Raw genomic sequence first — 16,630 nt, 5'->3', positions numbered from 1 at the left:
AGAAAGAGATGTTATCCGCATCTCTTTTTTTATTATTTTTTTGGAGGTGATTTTTCTGTGTCAAAAATTAAAGTAAACAAACGCAAAATAATTGTTTTTACTGTTATAGGAATTTTATTATTAGCCTTTATACTAAAAGGCTTGGCATATATGGATATTATATCTTTCGGTTTCAATCAAAACCGAACGAGATATAATTATGAGATGTACGGTGGAATAGCAGCAACACAGGTCACAAGCACAACAAGGGCTAAGCTGGGATGGTATGTTACTGGCTTAGGGCAAAGCTTAAGCCAGCCTTTGATAATAAGCCCAAAAGAATTAGGTATCAATGCTTCTCAGCCAATAGTTATAGCGTTCAATGGCAATAATTTGTATGCTTATGAAAGTATATCTCCATACTCAAAAAGTTTATACGATTTTAATACAAGCACAAGTCCCTACACATTTACACCCAAAATTGTTCCAAACAGCAATAAAAAATGGGGGCCTTTGCCTGTATATGGGTCTTCCACAGTACCAGCCAATCCATCTGGCAGCCATCCAACCTATTATGTATCACCAAACGGTAACAAGTACATTGCAGCAGGTTCAAAGGATGGATATGTTTTTATATACCAAATAATAAATGGCTCGCCTGTTTTAAAAGTAAGAATCAATACAACAACGGGAGGCGGTACTGATATAGTTTCTGCTCCACTTATGATGAGATGGCAGGGATATAATATTGTGGTGGTAGGAGATGGGAACGGAGGACATGTTTCAATAGGCTATTTTACCGATGATTTTAGCGATGTTGGAATTACAGATATCGCATTAGGCACCACTTATACACGTATAAGCTCATCAGCAGCACCAGTAAACGCAGGAGAAACATCACCTGAAACAGGCTTTATAATCGGTACAACACATGAGCCTAACAAAACCGCAGATGGCTATCTTTACAGAATTAGATTTAGTGATTTATTCAATGTCATTTCATCTTCAACAATATCTTCAAGAACAGACATCTTAAAATTAGGCAGCACAGGAAATGGAGTTAAGATACTTCAAGAAACGCTTAATATTATAGGCTATTCTCTTGTTGAAGATGGACAATTTGGTTCAGGAACTGAAGCAGCAGTCAGAGATTTTCAAAGTAAAAATGGGCTTACGGTAGATGGAATAGTCGGACCACAAACGTGGCAAAAGCTTGGGAGTAAATTAACAAGAACTTATATAAGACCTGTATATCAATGGAACTATGCATGGGGAATAAATATTTCAAAAGCCTATGCTGGTGCAGGCATAGGTATTCCAGCAAGTTTTTCAGTAGACGGCTCAAACGCCTACTTCACTGATGTGCTTGGTGGTATCTACAAAATAAATAATATCTTCAGCAGCACCTTAAATCTTACAGTAAACGGAAACCTTAGGAATACAAACAACCTTGTTAACCATTCCCCAGCTGTAGACGATAGATATTTATACATTCCATATTATTATTCAGATAGTTCAAAACAACACGGAAAAATTGTTGTTTTAGATAAAAATAATTTAAATGTTATAAAACAAATAGATTTTTCTTCCTCCAGTTTAAAATCTCAACTACCTAATTCTCCAAACTATATCGTATATTCTGCTGTTTCTGTCGGAGCAGACAGAATATATGCTAATGTAGGAAATTATTTTGTCACGATCAAAAAATCTGACTGGACAATAGATGGAGATGGAACAATACAATTAAATGCTCCAGCTACAGGAGAAGTTTCTATAGCACACGGTTTAGTTGCAACAGAAACTTCTGATGGAATATACGTATATTACCTTGCGAAAAATGGTATAGATTTGGCAATTACAAACGTAAATCCAATAGGCTATATGGAGCCAAATAAAAATTACACTGTGCAGGTCACAGTAAGTTTAGGTAATAGTTCAACAAGTATTCCTGCAACAGTAGCCTTATATGATGCAGGAAGTTTTAATTTCAATACAGTTATAACCGGAGACCCTGTAAGACTCAATACTGCAAATGCTGTAGCAAGTGCACAAATCACTTTAAGTCCCAACAGTTCTCAAACAGTCAATTTAAGCTTTACAGGGACAAGTTCAGATAGAAACTTAATAGCAGTAGTACAGCCCAATCCACCATCAAATCCAGACTCTTATTTGCAGTACTGGGATTATAATCAAACAAACAATACAAGGCAGTTTACTGCACCTGCAAAAAGGTTGGTGGATTTATATGTCACTAATCTTAATGCAGGAACTTCAAACATGGTAGGAGGGCACACCTACACAGGTTCAGTAGTAGTAGGACTCCAAAATGCTTCTTTTATATCAGGATATCCAGTTACGGGAACATTAAAGATATATGATGCAGCTAATCCATCTTCGCCATTCAAAACTCAAACAGTGTCATTTACAAGCAATACTACACAGACAGTCAGTTTTAACTACACAGGAAAATCGTCTGATATGATACTAGTAGCAGAAATATCATTAGCAAGTGCTGATAAATATTATGAGACTAACCTTTCCAATAATAAGATACAAACACTTGTTAAAGCGAACAATGGAGTGGATTTATATATTGCAAGCATAAATCCGGGAACTACCTATGTAGTCCCTGATGAAACCTACACAGGCTCTGTAACAGTGGGACTGCAGAAAAGCTATGCATTCCCTGTTAATGGTGTTGTAAAAGTTTATGACAAAGCTGATTCTTCTGTGTTTTTAACAAAATCTGTGCAGTTTAACAGTAACTCCACACAGACATTCAGCTTCAGCTATCCTGGAAAAAATACTGACATTACTCTGGTAGCTGAAATACAATTAACAGATACAAATAAATATGATTTAGACTTAAGCAACAACAAAAAGGAAGTTACAGTGCCTTATTCGTCAGAAATGGATAAGCTAAGAGGTACTGTAACAATATCAAAAACACCTCAATATGTGTTTACTAACAAGCACACGAGAGAAGACGGCTCTGTCTGCGATATGACTCTGAACATTTCATACACCTTTAACAAAAAAATCACCAGCATAAGAGCAGTACACGTGATAAACAGGTATCAAAATAAGGGTGTACTTTATGTAGAGCCTTATTCGGTTATAAAAAATATAGGTGACGTTACAGGAAGCGCAGTAATGAAGTTCCAGTATGATAAACCAGGAGATGAGAATTCAACACTGTATATTTACTTCACTGCTGAAGATGGAAAAACAGCCGAAGTACAGCTTAAAATCCCTGTAAATGGCTTTTATGCAGACTCAAAATTTAATCTTCCTGATCCACAGTGGAAAAAGTCAGAGCAAGATAACTGGACGGTGATTTTTAAATGAAAATACTAATCTTACTAATTCTATTTTTTGCAGCTGTAGAAGACATAAAAAAGATGGAGGTAGGATACATCTACCCTGCCTCCATCTTAATTCTTTCTTTTATAAATGTATTATTAAATCCTTATATAAATCTAAATTTTATGCTGCTTAATTCTCTTTTAATATTCATTGTTCTTTTTCTTTTCTGGCTTTTAGGAGGAATAGGCGGAGGGGACGTAAAAATTTTGACTGCTCTGGCTTTCTATGCAGGTTTTAAGATATGGGATATCCTTTTATTTTCTTCTTTAATTTTTCTCCTGTACTCCCTTGCTCTTCGTAAATTCAAAGCAAAGATACCTTTTATGCCTGCCGTTGTTGCTGGAACAATAATAAGTTTTTTTGTAAATTTTTAAAAAGACCTGTTTTACAGCTTTCAAAAATGCTATAATTACAGTAGAAGTAAAAGGAGGATTTTCATATGTCACAAGAATACGACATTACAGCTAAAAATATTTTTTCAAATCTTGCCGATGACATAGCATCATATTTTTTGGGTCTTAAATTTACAAAGCTTGATGAACTAAACATTGAATTTACCACGATTGAAAGCAGAGAAAGTGATATGGTATTTAAGTGTACTACTGAAAATAGAGATATAGCTCTACATATAGAATTTCAAACTTATAATGACAGCAAAATGCCTTATAGAATGCTAAGATACGCTACAGAAATAATGGAAAAGCATAATTTACTACCTTACCAAGTGGTAGTTTATTGCAGTAAAAATGAGTTAAAAATGGAAAATAATTTGAACTATCATTTAGGAGAAGAAAATTTGTTAAACTTTCGCTATAGAATAATAGATGTAGGGAAAATAAAATTTGAGGATATTGTTAAAACTAAATATTACGATTTATACACTTTTTTACCCGTGGCTGATAAAGATAAAAGACAAAAAGAAAAAGAAGCATATCTTAGAAAATGTGCTGAGGTAATAAGAGATATGCCAGTGGATAAAGCAAAGAAAAGTTATATAGTCACAACAGCCGAAATTCTGGCAGGAATAATCTATGATGAGGAAGTCATAGAGAAAATTTTTTCAGAGGTGATAGGTATGTCAATACTTGAGGAATCAAAGGTATATAAAAATATTTTAGAAAAGGGTAAAAAAGAAAAAAGTATAGAAATAGCCAGAGAACTTCTAAAAGAAGGAATGGATATTAATAAGATTGCCCAAATTACAAAGTTATCTGTAGAAGAAATAAAGAAGTTGTTAAATTAAAGAGCCACAAAAGGCTCTTTTTATTTATGTGCGCCCGGCATGGGCGATAACTAGGCGGTGAAAGTCCGCTGTGGGCTTGGTAGTGGGAACCACTAGCCAAGAGCAAGGGTGTCCATCGTGAGGTGGAATCTGAAGGAAGCTTAAGGCAAAATCTCGGTCTGATGAACAAGAACCAGATAAGAGGCTGAATTGGGATGGATGAGTTTGCGTAACAAAACGAAGTCCAACACTACCCGAATCCCATATAGTAAATCTGGCAGATATATGAGATGAAAGTTATCGTTCTTACCCGGGGAGGTCTCAAGGATAAGTCATGGGAGTAAAATCTGAAGTGACAACCCATGCAGTGATGTATGGCTGAACCTTGAGAAGTCAGCAGAGGTCATAGTACTTATCTAGACATGAATAGATAAGGAAGGACCGAACGTTAGGAGGTTTTGGAAATCTTATGGACTCGAAAGATATGCAAAGACTGCAGACAACTCAACAAAGAGGCTATCCGTTGGATAGAGAAATGGAATTTCAAAAGACAACGGAAGTGCATAGTATATCATCGGCGTCAAGAGATGGAAGAAACGAGGTACAAAGATATACCAGCAAGATGCTTGAAATGATAGTAGAACGAGGAAACATGAGAGCAGCATACAAGCGCGTTGTTGCAAATAAAGGAAGCCATGGAGTCGATGGGATGGAAGTAGATGAACTTCTACCGTATCTCAAAGAAAACTGGGCAACCATAAAACAACAACTGCTGGAGGGGAAATACAAACCACAACCAGTGCGAAGAGTAGAAATTTCCAAACCAGATGGAGGAGTAAGACTACTAGGAATACCTACAGCACTAGATAGGCTAATACAACAAGCAATAGCCCAAATACTAAATAGAGTCTACAACCATACATTTTCTGATAGCAGTTATGGATTTAGACCAGGACGCAGTGCAAAAGACGCAATAAAAGCCGCAGAAGCATATATAAATGAAGGATATACATGGGTTGTAGATATGGACTTAGAAAAGTTCTTTGACAGAGTAAACCACGACATAATAATGTCCAAACTAGAAAAGCGGATAGGAGACAAAAGGGTACTAAAGTTAATACGAAGATACTTAGAATCAGGAGTAATGATAAACGGAGTCAAAGTATCAACAGAAGAAGGGACACCCCAAGGAGGGCCATTAAGTCCCCTATTAGCAAACATAATGTTGGACGAACTAGACAAAGAACTTGAGAAACGAGGGCATAAATTCTGCCGATATGCAGATGACTGCAACATATATGTAAAAAGCAGGTCTGCAGGAAACAGAGTAATGAAGAGCATAAAGAAATTCATAGAAAGCAAATTAAACTAAAAGTCAACGAAGCAAAAAGTGCTGTAGATAGACCATGGAGAAGAAAATTTCTTGGATTTTCATTCTATACAAAAGAAAACGAAGTAAGAATAAGAATCCATGAAAAATCCATCAAAAGGTTTAAGGAAAAAGTAAGAGAAATAACCAATCGGAACAAGGGAATAAGCATGGAAAACAGAATAAAAAGACTAAATCAAATAACGACAGGATGGGTCAACTATTTTGGATTAGCAGACGCGAAAAAGCATAATGAAAACCCTTGACGAATGGATAAGGCGAAGACTAAGGGCATGTATATGGAAACAATGGAAGAAGATAAAAACGAAGCATGATAACCTAGTAAAACTAGGAGTAGAAGAACAAAAAGCCTGGGAATACGCCAATACAAGGAAAGGCTACTGGAGAATATCCAATAGCCCAATCCTAAATAAGACTCTTACAAATAAATACTTTGAAAGCATAGGTTATAAGAGTTTATCCCAAAGATATCTAATTGTACACAATTCCTAATGAACCGCCGTATACCGAACGGTACGTACGGTGGTGTGAGAGGACGCTGAATAAAATAATTATTCAGCTCCTACTCGATTTTTACTATAAAAAGCTCTAATTTAACTTAATTTTTTATTGTTTTTTAACGTGAAGGCTGAGTATTAATGTAAATTGATATTTTGGTAAAAATTTTTTCTATTTGTGTAAAAGATTATTAGTGGTATAATGATGATGAAATTTAGTTAAAAACTAATTTTTGCTTACAAGTAGGTTGATGCCCATTAATGTTTTGGTAAATAAAAAATTTATGGGGAAGTGATAAAAATGGCCGGCATGACATTGGAAAATTATTATGATATCGTTGTAGCAGGGGATTCTATTTCAAAGGGTGTAGTATATAGTAAGGAAAAAAGTAAATACGTTATATCAGACGTAAATTATGTAAATTTACTAAAGGACAACATAAAAGGAACAGTAAAAAATATTGCTAAGTTTGGAAATACTCTTTTAAAAGGTATTGACATTTTAAAGAGGTATTTGTTAAAAGATAAACCTGATATAGTTCTGATAGAATTTGGAGGAAATGACTGTGATTTCGATTGGGAAGAAATTGCGAAGAATCCTTATGATGAGCATAGCCCCAAAACAGATTTTTATATTTTTAAAGAAAAGCTCAAAGAATTGATAAAATCCTTAGAGGATGCAAACATAATTCCTGTGTTAATGACATTACCTCCTTTGGATGCTGACAGATATTTTAAATGGATAAGCAAAAACAGTGAAGAGATGGGCAAAAACATTTTAAAGTGGTTAGGCAGTGTTACTAAAATATATTGGTGGCAGGAAAAGTATAACTCAGCTATATTAAGTATAGCAGAAGAAACAAAGACAAGGCTTATTGATATAAGGAGCGCTTTTTTAGATTATCCCGATTTTAGGCAATTTATTTGCACTGATGGTATTCATCCTAATGAGAAGGGACATAAAATAATAGCACATAAGATATATGAATATCTGCAAAGAAATTATGCATATCTTTTAAAAGAGTGAGCATATAAAGATTAAGCCGAAATTTTTTCCTCAATGACGCCGGAACAGATAAGGGCTATTTTAATGGGAATGCTTATTAGTGGAGGAATGTTAATTCAAGGTAATATCCCAAACATCATTTCAGCGGGCAAATTAAAAATAAAAAGTACTGAAAGGGCACGAATTGCTGTTCCTCTAGGTGCAATACTTTTGATAGTGTATTATATTGTATTGTTTGTGATTTAAATAAGTCAAGGAGGAGCATACTTGACACTTAAATAATTCTCTGATAAAATACCTTTATGCAGAGGACAAATAAAAAGCAAAAATAAGAGTGTAGTTACTTTTGCTTGCGGTGGAGTATATGATTAATAAGTTTATGGAGGCAGCTCTTTTAGAGGCGAAAAAAAGTTACCAATTAGGTGAAGTACCTGTTGGAGCTGTCATTGTAAAAGAGGGACAAATAATTGGAAGAGGATTTAATCAAAAAGAGTCTACAAATGATGCTACAGCCCATGCAGAGATTATAGCGATAAAGGAAGCTTGTAAAACTCTTGGCAGTTGGAGACTTGATGACTGTAGCATGTATGTGACTTTAGAGCCTTGTCCCATGTGTGCGGGAGCTATTTTAGAAGCTCGCATAAAAAGAGTGTATATAGGGGCAGAAAGTGATAAATCTGGTGCTGCAGGTACAGTAGTTGATATTTTAAATAACAGCTATTTAGGAAGTAAAACAGAAGTGTATTTTGGAATAATGGAAGAAGAATGCAAAACTCTTTTAAAAGACTTCTTTGAAAATTTAAGGGAATAGGTGCGGAGAGATGGCTGAGTGGTCGAAAGCGCTCGCCTCGAAAGCGAGTGGGCGAATTTTTCGCCTCGTGAGTTCGAATCTCACTCTCTCCGCCATGAAAAATAAATGTGGAGAGATGACCGAGTGGACGAAGGTGCACGACTGGAAATCGTGTGTACCCTTTAAAAGGGGTACCGAGGGTTCGAATCCCTCTCTCTCCGCCATGAAAAAGGTAATTCTTGGCCGTACTAGATGGGGAGGTAGCGGTGCCCTATAACCTGCAACCCGCTATAGCAGGGTCGAATTCCCAGGCTGAGGCCTGACCATTGTAAGGTCTGGCATAAGTAAGTGGCGTTGATACTTGAGTCCTGCGCAACGGAAATTTGCGAACCCCGTCAGGTCCGGAAGGAAGCAGCGGTAAGCAAACACTTCCGTGTGCCGCAGGGGAGCTTGAGTGGAGCTAACTGCTTATGTAACGCTTATGGTGGCAGGTCGAAGCTGGGTGTACGGCCTTTTATTTTTGCTCTTTTACTGGAAAATATTTCTTATTATTTTTTATAACTTTTACTTAAAATTTGAAGGCTTTTAGCCGAAATAAATATAGGGAACTTATTCTTACAAAAGAAAAGAGATGGAGGATAGTATGTTTAAAGGATATTATAATACACGGATATTTTTTACTTTATTTGGAATTTCTGTAATTGTTTACTCATTGTCATTAGCTTATTTTTTGTCAGGGTTTGAAAATAGAGTTTTTATAGGGGGAATAATTTTATTAATTTCGCTGGGGTTATCGAGTTTTTTATCTAAAAAATTGTCTGAACCTATTGAAAAATTAAACGAAGCTGTTAAAAGGATTTCTCGGGGGGATTTTGATTATCAGTTAAATATTACTGATTCAAAAGAGCTTAGGGAACTTTCAGAGAATTTTAATTCCATGGCTAGAGACTTATCTCAAAGTTATAAAAAATTAAAAGAACAAACAGAAAGTTTAATACAACAAAATGAAGAATTACAGGAGTTTAACGCGGAATTAGAAGCTTCCTACGAGCAATTAGAGGCTTTGACTCATGAATTAGAAATTTCTGAAAGAAAGTATCGATTGTTAGTAGAAAATATTCGGGATATTTTGTGGGTGACTGATAAAAATTTTATTATTGAATTTGTCAATTCACGAGTTATAAGGTATTTAAATTATACTCCTCACGAATTGATAGGAAAAAGCATTTTTGAAATTGTAGATGAAGACAGCAGAGAAATCTTGAAAAACATGATGGAAGGTAAAATTAATTTTTCAGAAATCAATTTTAAAAACAAAGAAGGCTTATTGGTTATAACAGAAACCCATGTTAAAAGGCTAAAAATTGATGAAAAAGTGGTAGGCATTCAAGGCATTTCTCGAGATATTACAGAAATGTATTATGTAAAAAAACAGATAGCTGAAAAGAATAATGAAATATTGGCTATTAGTGATGTAGGAAGGCTACTTACATCGGGAAGTGACATAAAAGAGGTATTGAATAACATAGTAGAAAAAGTTGCTGAATTGTTAAATTCACCTTTGTGCACTATAAGAGAATATAATCCGTATTTTCATAAGTTTGTTTTACTTGTAAAAGGGGGAGAATTAAAAGATTATCCTGTCTATGAAGAAATTAAATTATCAGAAGAGGACATAAATGAATTAGTAAATCAAAAAGAAATAAAAATAAAAGATGTAGAAGAGTTTTCTCATAGTGAAAAAATAACACCTATTTTTGCAGCTAAAGATGTTTATTCAGTTGTGATAGTGCCTTTAATTTTTAGAAATGAAACTAAGGGAATTTTAACAGTTTGGACTGCAGCAAATACGGTCAAAAATATGAGTTTATTGAGATCTATTGCCAGCGCAGTGTCTGTGGCAATTGAAAATTCCAAACTGTATGACGAGATTAAAAAAGTCTATATAAAGACTATAGAAGCTTTAGCTTATGCAATGGAAGCAAAGGATTTATATACGAAAGGACATTCTATGAGAGTATCTCAATATGCTGTTTTAATAGGGGAATATATGGGCTTTTCAAGGGAAAAAATAGAACAATTAAGGATTGCAGGGATATTACATGATATAGGAAAGATAGGTATATCTGATACTATTCTTCTAAAGAAAGGCAAACTCTCGGAAGAAGAGTATAACGTTATAAAAAGTCATCCAGAGATATCAAGAAAAATTTTAATGCCTATAGATCTGCCGAAAGAAATATTAGAAGCTATTTCCAAACACCATGAACGATATGATGGGAAAGGCTATCCTTATGGTTTAAAAGGCGAAGAAATCCCTATAGAAGCAGCAATTCTTGGTGTGGCTGATGCCTTTGATGCAATGACTTCTGATAGAGCTTATAGAAAAGGAATGACTATTGAAGAAGCAGTAAATGAAATTTTAAGACATAAAGGTACTCAATTTCATCCTGAAATAGTAGATGTATTTATCTCAATTTACATGAATGCGAGGCAAAAGCTAGAGGAAGTAAAAAATCAGATATTTGAAAGTGTTTCTTAAAATTTTAGATGTAGAAATATATCTTTTTTTTTGTTACAATTGAAAATAACGAGGTGTTAAACATGTATCAGTCTTTGTATAGAAAGTATAGGCCAAGAAGTTTTAAAGAAGTGGTGGGGCAAGAACATATTGTAAGAACTTTAAAAAACCAAATAAAGTTAAAAAAGATAGGACATGCTTATCTCTTTACAGGTACAAGAGGAACAGGAAAAACCAGTGTAGCTAAGATTTTTGCAAAAGCAGTTAATTGTTTAAATAATAAAGATGGAGAGCCTTGTAATTCTTGTGAGATTTGTCAAGCTATAAATAACAACACTACGATGGATGTTTTAGAGATTGATGCTGCGTCTAATAACAGTGTAAATGATGTAAGAGAATTGAGAGAGTCTGTAATTTACGCTCCTTCTCAAGCTAAGTACAAAGTATATATAATTGATGAAGTGCATATGCTTTCTACAGGGGCTTTTAATGCTCTTTTAAAAACGTTGGAAGAACCTCCTCCTCATGTGATTTTTATTCTTGCTACTACTGAACCGGACAAATTGCCTGATACTATTTTATCAAGGTGTCAAAGGTTTGACTTTAAAAGAATACCTACGCGGTTAATTGCTCAAAATCTTGATAGAATTTGCAATGACAGTGGAATAAAAATCGAAGAAAAGGGACTTAAAACTATTGCCATCTATGGAAATGGTTCTATGAGAGATGCGATAAGTCTACTAGAACAATGTGCTTCTTACAAAGAAGGCCTTATAACCTATGAAGATGTATGCGAAATGTTGGGTGTAGCTAATGATGAAATGTTATTTTCTCTTTTAGATTACATGAATGCTAAAGATGTAGCAGCTTCATTGAAACAATTAGATAAAATTTTGTCTTATGGAATAGACGTGGGGAATTTTTTAAAGTCCTTAACTTATATTTTGAGAGATATGGTGCTTTACAAAACAGGAGGAGAAGAATTAAAAGAAATTTTGTATAGCGATGTAGAAACTGTAAAAGAAAGAGTGCAAAACTTTGGTACAGCTTTTTTGACTAACGCTTTAGAAAAATTTATAAATCTACAAAAAGAAGTTAGATATGCTATATCTCCGTTAACCCTTTTAGAAGTGACTATTTTGAGGTTGATAAAGCCGGAAATTTCTTACGATATGATGAGTTTGTTAGCAAGAGTAGAACAAATAGAAGACAAATTAGAAAAAGGACAATTTTTTTTGAGGGAAGAAAAAGAAGAGAAAAATAAAAAAATAAATTCGCCAGAAGAAGGAAAAGAAGAAAACGTGGCATCGCAAATAGTACAGCAAGAGGATATAGATCTAGAAAAGGTGTGGGCTGAAGTAAAAGAAATGATAAAAAAAGAAAGAATAGCTTTGTATGCCTTTATAGAAAAAGGGATTCCTTATTTAAAAAAAGGAACAATTGTGGTAGAATATCCTGAAGAGTATGCTTTATTAAAGGAGGAATTGAGCAAAGCGGAAAACAAAAGTTTTATTGAAGGAATATTAAAAGAACTAGTTGGGAAGGCAATTCCTTTGAAGTTTGAATTAAGAAAAAATGAAGAGGAATTACTTGTACAGCAAGTTAAGGAGTTTTTTGGTGAAGATATAGAGATAATATAATTTTCACAAATAATTCAAAAAAGCATATAAATATTTTTAGAATAAAATTTAGGAGGTTATAGTGTTATGGCAAAAGGCGGATTTCCGGGCGGGTTTAATATAAATAACATGATTAAACAAGCCCAACAGATGCAAGAAGAAATAAAGAAAATGCAAGAAGAGCTAATGCAAAAGACTGTAGAAGCTACTGCTGGTGGTGGGATGGTAAAAGCAGTTGCTAATGGCAGAAAAGAACTTGTAAGTATTGAAATAAATCCTGATGTTGTAGATAAAGATGATGTAGAAACGTTAGAAGACCTTGTATTAGCTGCGGTTAATCAAGCGTTAAGGAATGCAGAAGAAATGATTGCTTCTGAAATGGCAAAGATAACCGGAGGATTAAACATTCCTGGACTGTTTTGAGGTGAAAAAATGAACTATTATTCTACTTCTATAGCGAAGCTTATAGAAGAACTGTCAAAGTTGCCCGGTATAGGTCCTAAAACAGCACAAAGGCTTGCTTTTTTCATAATAAATATGCCTTTGGAAGAGGTAAAAAGCTTGTCTCAAGCGATTATTGATGCAAAAGAAAAGATAAAGTATTGTAGAATTTGTTATAACATAACTGACACAGAGGTTTGTAACATATGTAGTGATAAAGAAAGAGATCATTCTCTTATATGTGTTGTTTCTCATCCTATGGATGTTGTTGCAATGGAGAAAATACGAGAGTATAAAGGAGTGTATCATGTACTTCATGGTGTTATTTCTCCTATAGAGGGCGTTGGCCCTGAAGATATAAAAATTAAAGAACTTTTAGACAGAGTAAAAAATGGAAATGTAAAAGAAGTCATACTTGCTACAAATCCTGACATAGAAGGAGAAGCGACAGCAATGTACATTGCTAAGCTATTAAAACCGTTAGGAATAAAAGTCACAAGGATTGCTCATGGGGTGCCGGTAGGTGGTGACTTGGAATACACCGATGTTGTAACTCTTTCAAGGGCTCTTGAAGGTAGAAGGGAATTGTAAAAGGTATTGCATTTTCATTTGTAGTTTATTATAATAAATTTGTGATAAATACCATAAGGTGATGGAGCTCGCCATAAATGCGGAAACGCTGATGGCTCCTATTAGGAGGATATAAGGCCTAATAGGGGCCTTTTTATTGCCCCAAAATGTAAACGGAAAGGAGATTTTCATGGAATACATCTATATAGGGATTGGAGGATTTTTTGGAGCAGTACTGAGATATTTAATAACAATTTACTTTACAAAAATGTATCACACTGTATTTCCCTTTGAAACTTTTATAATAAACATTTTAGGTTCCTTTTTGTTAAGTTTTATTGCTAATTTTGCTATGGATGAGTACAAGGTAAATACTAATTTGAGGTTAGCGATAACAACAGGATTTATTGGAGCTTTTACAACATTTTCCACGTTTAGTATGGAAACAATAAATTTATTAAAAGCAGGGAAAGATTATATTGCTCTAAGTTATATGATTTTATCGATAATGGGAGGCCTTTTGATGTCTTATTTAGGATTTGAATTTGCTGACAAAATTTTTGACTTATTAAAGAAACGGGAGGAAGAACAGTGAAAAATATACTGTATGTGGGGATTGGAGGAATTTTTGGAGCAATATTGAGATATGAAATGTCGCGGCATATAAAGGAAAACCGAGAGATAATTATTCCCATCGAAACTTTTATTATAAATGTATTAGGTGCGTTTTTATTAAATTTCTTATCAAGTCCTAAAATAAATGTAAATTTAAGCTATGATGTTAAACTTTTTCTGACAACGGGATTTCTAGGTGCTTTTACAACATATTCAACTTTTTCACATGAGACAGTATACTTAATCAAGGATAAAAAATATTTTCATGCTTTTATATACATGTCATTGACAATTATATTTGGACTAATAGGGGGAATATTGGGATATTATGTCGGATTTTATATAGGAAATTTAATTTAGTTAGTGTATAATATATATTAGTTGAAAATAAATATCAGTTAGGAGGAATAAAATGTGAATTTGAATTATAATAATCTGCTGTCTGCTTTATCTTTGGCCCTTGACGTGCAAGAGTATAAGAACATGGGACATGCAAGAAGAGTGGCTTATATTTCTTTAAGGATTTCAGAGATGTTAAATTTAAATGAAGAAGATACAAAAAAAGTGTACTATTCTGCTTTGTTACATGATATAGGACAAGGAGATGTATACGAAGATTTTAACAAAGACGAATGGTGGAAACACAGTGAAAGAGGAAGTGAGATTGTAAAGAAGTTGCCTTTTGGAGAAAATTTTTCGGATATTATAAGATATCATCATGAAAATTACGATGGAAGCGGACATTTTAAACTAAATGGGGACTCTATTCCTTTAGGAGCTCAAATTGTTTTTATATCTGATCAATTTGATATACGGTACACCTCATCGGTTGGGAAAGAAAGTGAGTATAATATTCGGAATAATATCAAAGAAGGTATAAAAAGTGGTACTGGCAAGATGTTTAATCCCGTGGTTGCAAATGCATTACTTGACCTTACAAGACAAGAAAAATTTTGGCTTGATTATAAATTTTTTGATATAAAAAGTTTATTAAAAAGGATTGAACCTAAAGACACAATTATCATAGGAATTAAGGAATTAGAGGATATAGCAGAAGCTTTCGCACAGATTATCGATAATAGAAGCCGTTTTACCTATAACCATTCTAAAGGTATTTCAAAGTTAGCTTATGAAATGGCTAAGGTGATAGGATATGATGAAGAAACTTCTCGAAAAATAAAAATTGCGGGATTGCTTCATGACCTTGGAAAGCTAGCCATACCTAATTCTATTCTTGACAAACCGGACAAGCTTACTGAAGAGGAGTTTATGGTTATAAAATCTCATACCTATTATACTAAAGAAATACTCAAAGAAATAGGAAGAATAGATGATATAGCAGAATGGGCCGCAAATCATCACGAGAAATTAGATGGAAGCGGGTATCCTGAGGGATTAAAAGGTGACGAAATTGGAGAGATTGATAGACATGTGGCGGTTTGTGACATGTATCAAGCATTGACAGAAGACAGGCCTTATAGAAAGGGACTTGAACCGAAGCAGGCGATAGACATTATTGCAAAATCGGTGAAAGATAATAAAGTAAGCGGAGAGTCTTTAGAAATTTTAAAAGAAGTGGTACTTTGATGTATACTCAACCGTATTTTAGGAAATAATACGGTTGAGGAGGTATATTATGGGAATGCTTTTCGATTATTTAAAAGAGATTGCGGTAACAAAAAATATATATGACTACAATAGTGAGAACTATCAATTGGTAAATGAAGTGAGACAAACGATAAAAGAATTGAAAGATGCAGAAATTTATTTTCAAAATGTAACAGACCCTGACTTAGTAGATTATGCTATATATCGGTTAGAGAGTTTAAAGAGAAAGTACATATATTTATTGAAAAAAGCAAAAGAAGAGGGAATAAATTTTGATAATTTTTCGTCTCTCCTATCATAATTTGTCCTCCCCCTAAGTATAAATATAACAGTATAAACTCTTAGGGGGTTTTTATATGAACATAAGCATTGAATACAATATAATTATCGCTTATTTAATAGGCTTATTTCTCCTCTACTTTTTAGGTTGGTTATTAATTGTGCCAAGAAAATTTTTGTTAAGAATTATAATAAATGGAATTATTGGTGGATTGATTTTATTTATTATCAATTTATTAGGAAAATCCATCGGCTTATATATAGCTATAAATCCTTTTACTGCTCTTGTTGCGGGTTTTTTAGGCATCCCTGGGATTATTCTTTTGATAATTCTTCAGTATATTGTTTGAAGTTTCAACAAAAATAAACAGTTTAAAAATCCTCCTTTTTGAAATAATAATTATGTAAAACAAATAAAAGGAGGATTTTTATGACTGTCAAGAGCGATATGGAAAAGGCTATTGCAGCAGCGCAAGCTGCCCTTGGAACTTATGCGCAGTTTGCAAGCTCTACAGACGACCCTGCTGCAAAACAAATGTTTCAACAGATGCAACAAGACATGCAGAGACATGTTACTATGCTCACTAATAGGTTAAATTATATAAATACCCACAACAAACTCAATCAACAGTCTCAAGCTACTCAACAAGCAACTCAGCAGAATCAACAAAATGTTCTTACCAATAAAAAATAGTTTGTGGAGGCCTTGTGCCTCCAATCAATTTAT

Annotated in this window: 15 protein-coding genes, 2 tRNA genes, 1 other RNA gene, 2 pseudogenes and 1 riboswitch; all 20 genes and pseudogenes read left to right on the top strand. The window is 34.0% G+C overall.

The annotated features are described in order from the left end of the window. Window positions 1-57 precede the first annotated feature (57 nt). Entirely contained in the window at window positions 58-3,327 is a 3,270-nt protein-coding gene (locus THEBR_RS11200) for a peptidoglycan-binding domain-containing protein (protein WP_012268852.1), read from the top strand. Continuing rightward, window positions 3,324-3,719, top strand: a complete 396-nt coding sequence (locus THEBR_RS11195; protein ID WP_012269795.1) for a prepilin peptidase — start codon at window positions 3,324-3,326, stop codon at window positions 3,717-3,719. Before THEBR_RS11200 ends, THEBR_RS11195 begins: the two co-directional genes overlap by 4 nt. Window positions 3,720-3,784: 65 nt before the next feature. Next, window positions 3,785-4,588: an Rpn family recombination-promoting nuclease/putative transposase gene (locus tag THEBR_RS11190; protein ID WP_012269794.1), complete on the top strand. Its 804-nt coding sequence runs from the start codon at window positions 3,785-3,787 to the stop codon at window positions 4,586-4,588. Window positions 4,589-5,036: 448 nt separating this feature from the next. Further along, window positions 5,037-6,449: pseudogene (gene ltrA, locus THEBR_RS12180) on the top strand (group II intron reverse transcriptase/maturase). A 306-nt stretch (window positions 6,450-6,755) separates the two neighbouring features. Beyond that, window positions 6,756-7,481 (top strand): SGNH/GDSL hydrolase family protein, encoded by a 726-nt coding sequence (locus THEBR_RS11175; RefSeq protein ID WP_003867381.1) that lies wholly within the window; start codon window positions 6,756-6,758, stop codon window positions 7,479-7,481. A gap of 15 nt (window positions 7,482-7,496) precedes the next feature. Beyond that, window positions 7,497-7,706 (top strand): annotated as a pseudogene (locus tag THEBR_RS11945) (DUF1646 family protein); the annotation flags it as partial. A 118-nt stretch (window positions 7,707-7,824) separates the two neighbouring features. Next, a complete protein-coding gene (gene tadA, locus THEBR_RS11170; RefSeq protein ID WP_003867379.1) occupies window positions 7,825-8,271 on the top strand; it encodes a tRNA adenosine(34) deaminase TadA in 447 nt (148 codons plus the stop codon). Window positions 8,272-8,275: 4 nt separating this feature from the next. Continuing rightward, window positions 8,276-8,366 (top strand) — tRNA-Ser (locus tag THEBR_RS11165). A 14-nt stretch (window positions 8,367-8,380) separates the two neighbouring features. After that, window positions 8,381-8,474 (top strand) — tRNA-Ser (locus THEBR_RS11160). Window positions 8,475-8,493: 19 nt separating this feature from the next. Continuing rightward, an RNA gene (ffs, locus tag THEBR_RS11940) (signal recognition particle sRNA large type) lies at window positions 8,494-8,760 on the top strand. Between the two features lie 133 nt (window positions 8,761-8,893). Further along, entirely contained in the window at window positions 8,894-10,792 is a 1,899-nt protein-coding gene (locus THEBR_RS11155) for an HD domain-containing phosphohydrolase (protein ID WP_012269789.1), read from the top strand. A gap of 62 nt (window positions 10,793-10,854) precedes the next feature. Then, window positions 10,855-12,411, top strand: coding sequence for a DNA polymerase III subunit gamma/tau (gene dnaX, locus THEBR_RS11150; protein ID WP_012269788.1), 1,557 nt, complete (start codon window positions 10,855-10,857; stop codon window positions 12,409-12,411). Between the two features lie 66 nt (window positions 12,412-12,477). Further along, window positions 12,478-12,813 (top strand): YbaB/EbfC family nucleoid-associated protein, encoded by a 336-nt coding sequence (locus THEBR_RS11145; protein WP_004399453.1) that lies wholly within the window; start codon window positions 12,478-12,480, stop codon window positions 12,811-12,813. A 9-nt stretch (window positions 12,814-12,822) separates the two neighbouring features. Next, the gene (recR, locus tag THEBR_RS11140; RefSeq protein WP_003869947.1) at window positions 12,823-13,422 is read left to right on the top strand and encodes a recombination mediator RecR; all 600 of its coding nucleotides are present in this window, start codon (window positions 12,823-12,825) and stop codon (window positions 13,420-13,422) included. Window positions 13,423-13,470: 48 nt separating this feature from the next. Then, a riboswitch (Fluoride riboswitch) is annotated at window positions 13,471-13,530 on the top strand. A 61-nt stretch (window positions 13,531-13,591) separates the two neighbouring features. Then, entirely contained in the window at window positions 13,592-13,996 is a 405-nt protein-coding gene (crcB, locus tag THEBR_RS11135; RefSeq protein WP_009052031.1) for a fluoride efflux transporter CrcB, read from the top strand. Continuing rightward, a complete protein-coding gene (gene crcB, locus THEBR_RS11130) occupies window positions 13,993-14,376 on the top strand; it encodes a fluoride efflux transporter CrcB (protein ID WP_012269787.1) in 384 nt (127 codons plus the stop codon). Before crcB (THEBR_RS11135) ends, crcB (THEBR_RS11130) begins: the two co-directional genes overlap by 4 nt. 54 nt (window positions 14,377-14,430) lie before the next feature. Beyond that, window positions 14,431-15,603, top strand: a complete 1,173-nt coding sequence (locus THEBR_RS11125; RefSeq protein ID WP_012269786.1) for an HD-GYP domain-containing protein — start codon at window positions 14,431-14,433, stop codon at window positions 15,601-15,603. A 49-nt stretch (window positions 15,604-15,652) separates the two neighbouring features. After that, window positions 15,653-15,925 carry a DUF2508 family protein gene (locus tag THEBR_RS11120; RefSeq protein WP_003867370.1) on the top strand — a complete coding sequence of 91 codons (273 nt, stop codon included), beginning with the start codon at window positions 15,653-15,655 and terminating at the stop codon, window positions 15,923-15,925. A 55-nt stretch (window positions 15,926-15,980) separates the two neighbouring features. After that, on the top strand, window positions 15,981-16,253 hold the full coding sequence (locus tag THEBR_RS11115; protein ID WP_003867369.1) for a pro-sigmaK processing inhibitor BofA family protein: 273 nt from the start codon (window positions 15,981-15,983) through the stop codon (window positions 16,251-16,253). A gap of 80 nt (window positions 16,254-16,333) precedes the next feature. Then, on the top strand, window positions 16,334-16,597 hold the full coding sequence (locus THEBR_RS11110; protein WP_003867368.1) for a DUF1657 domain-containing protein: 264 nt from the start codon (window positions 16,334-16,336) through the stop codon (window positions 16,595-16,597). Window positions 16,598-16,630: the final 33 nt, after the last annotated feature.

It is taken from the genome of Thermoanaerobacter brockii subsp. finnii Ako-1, assembly GCF_000175295.2.
GTDB classification, from domain to species: Bacteria; Bacillota; Thermoanaerobacteria; order Thermoanaerobacterales; family Thermoanaerobacteraceae; genus Thermoanaerobacter; species Thermoanaerobacter pseudethanolicus.
This window is presented reverse-complemented; position numbering and strand designations above follow the sequence as displayed.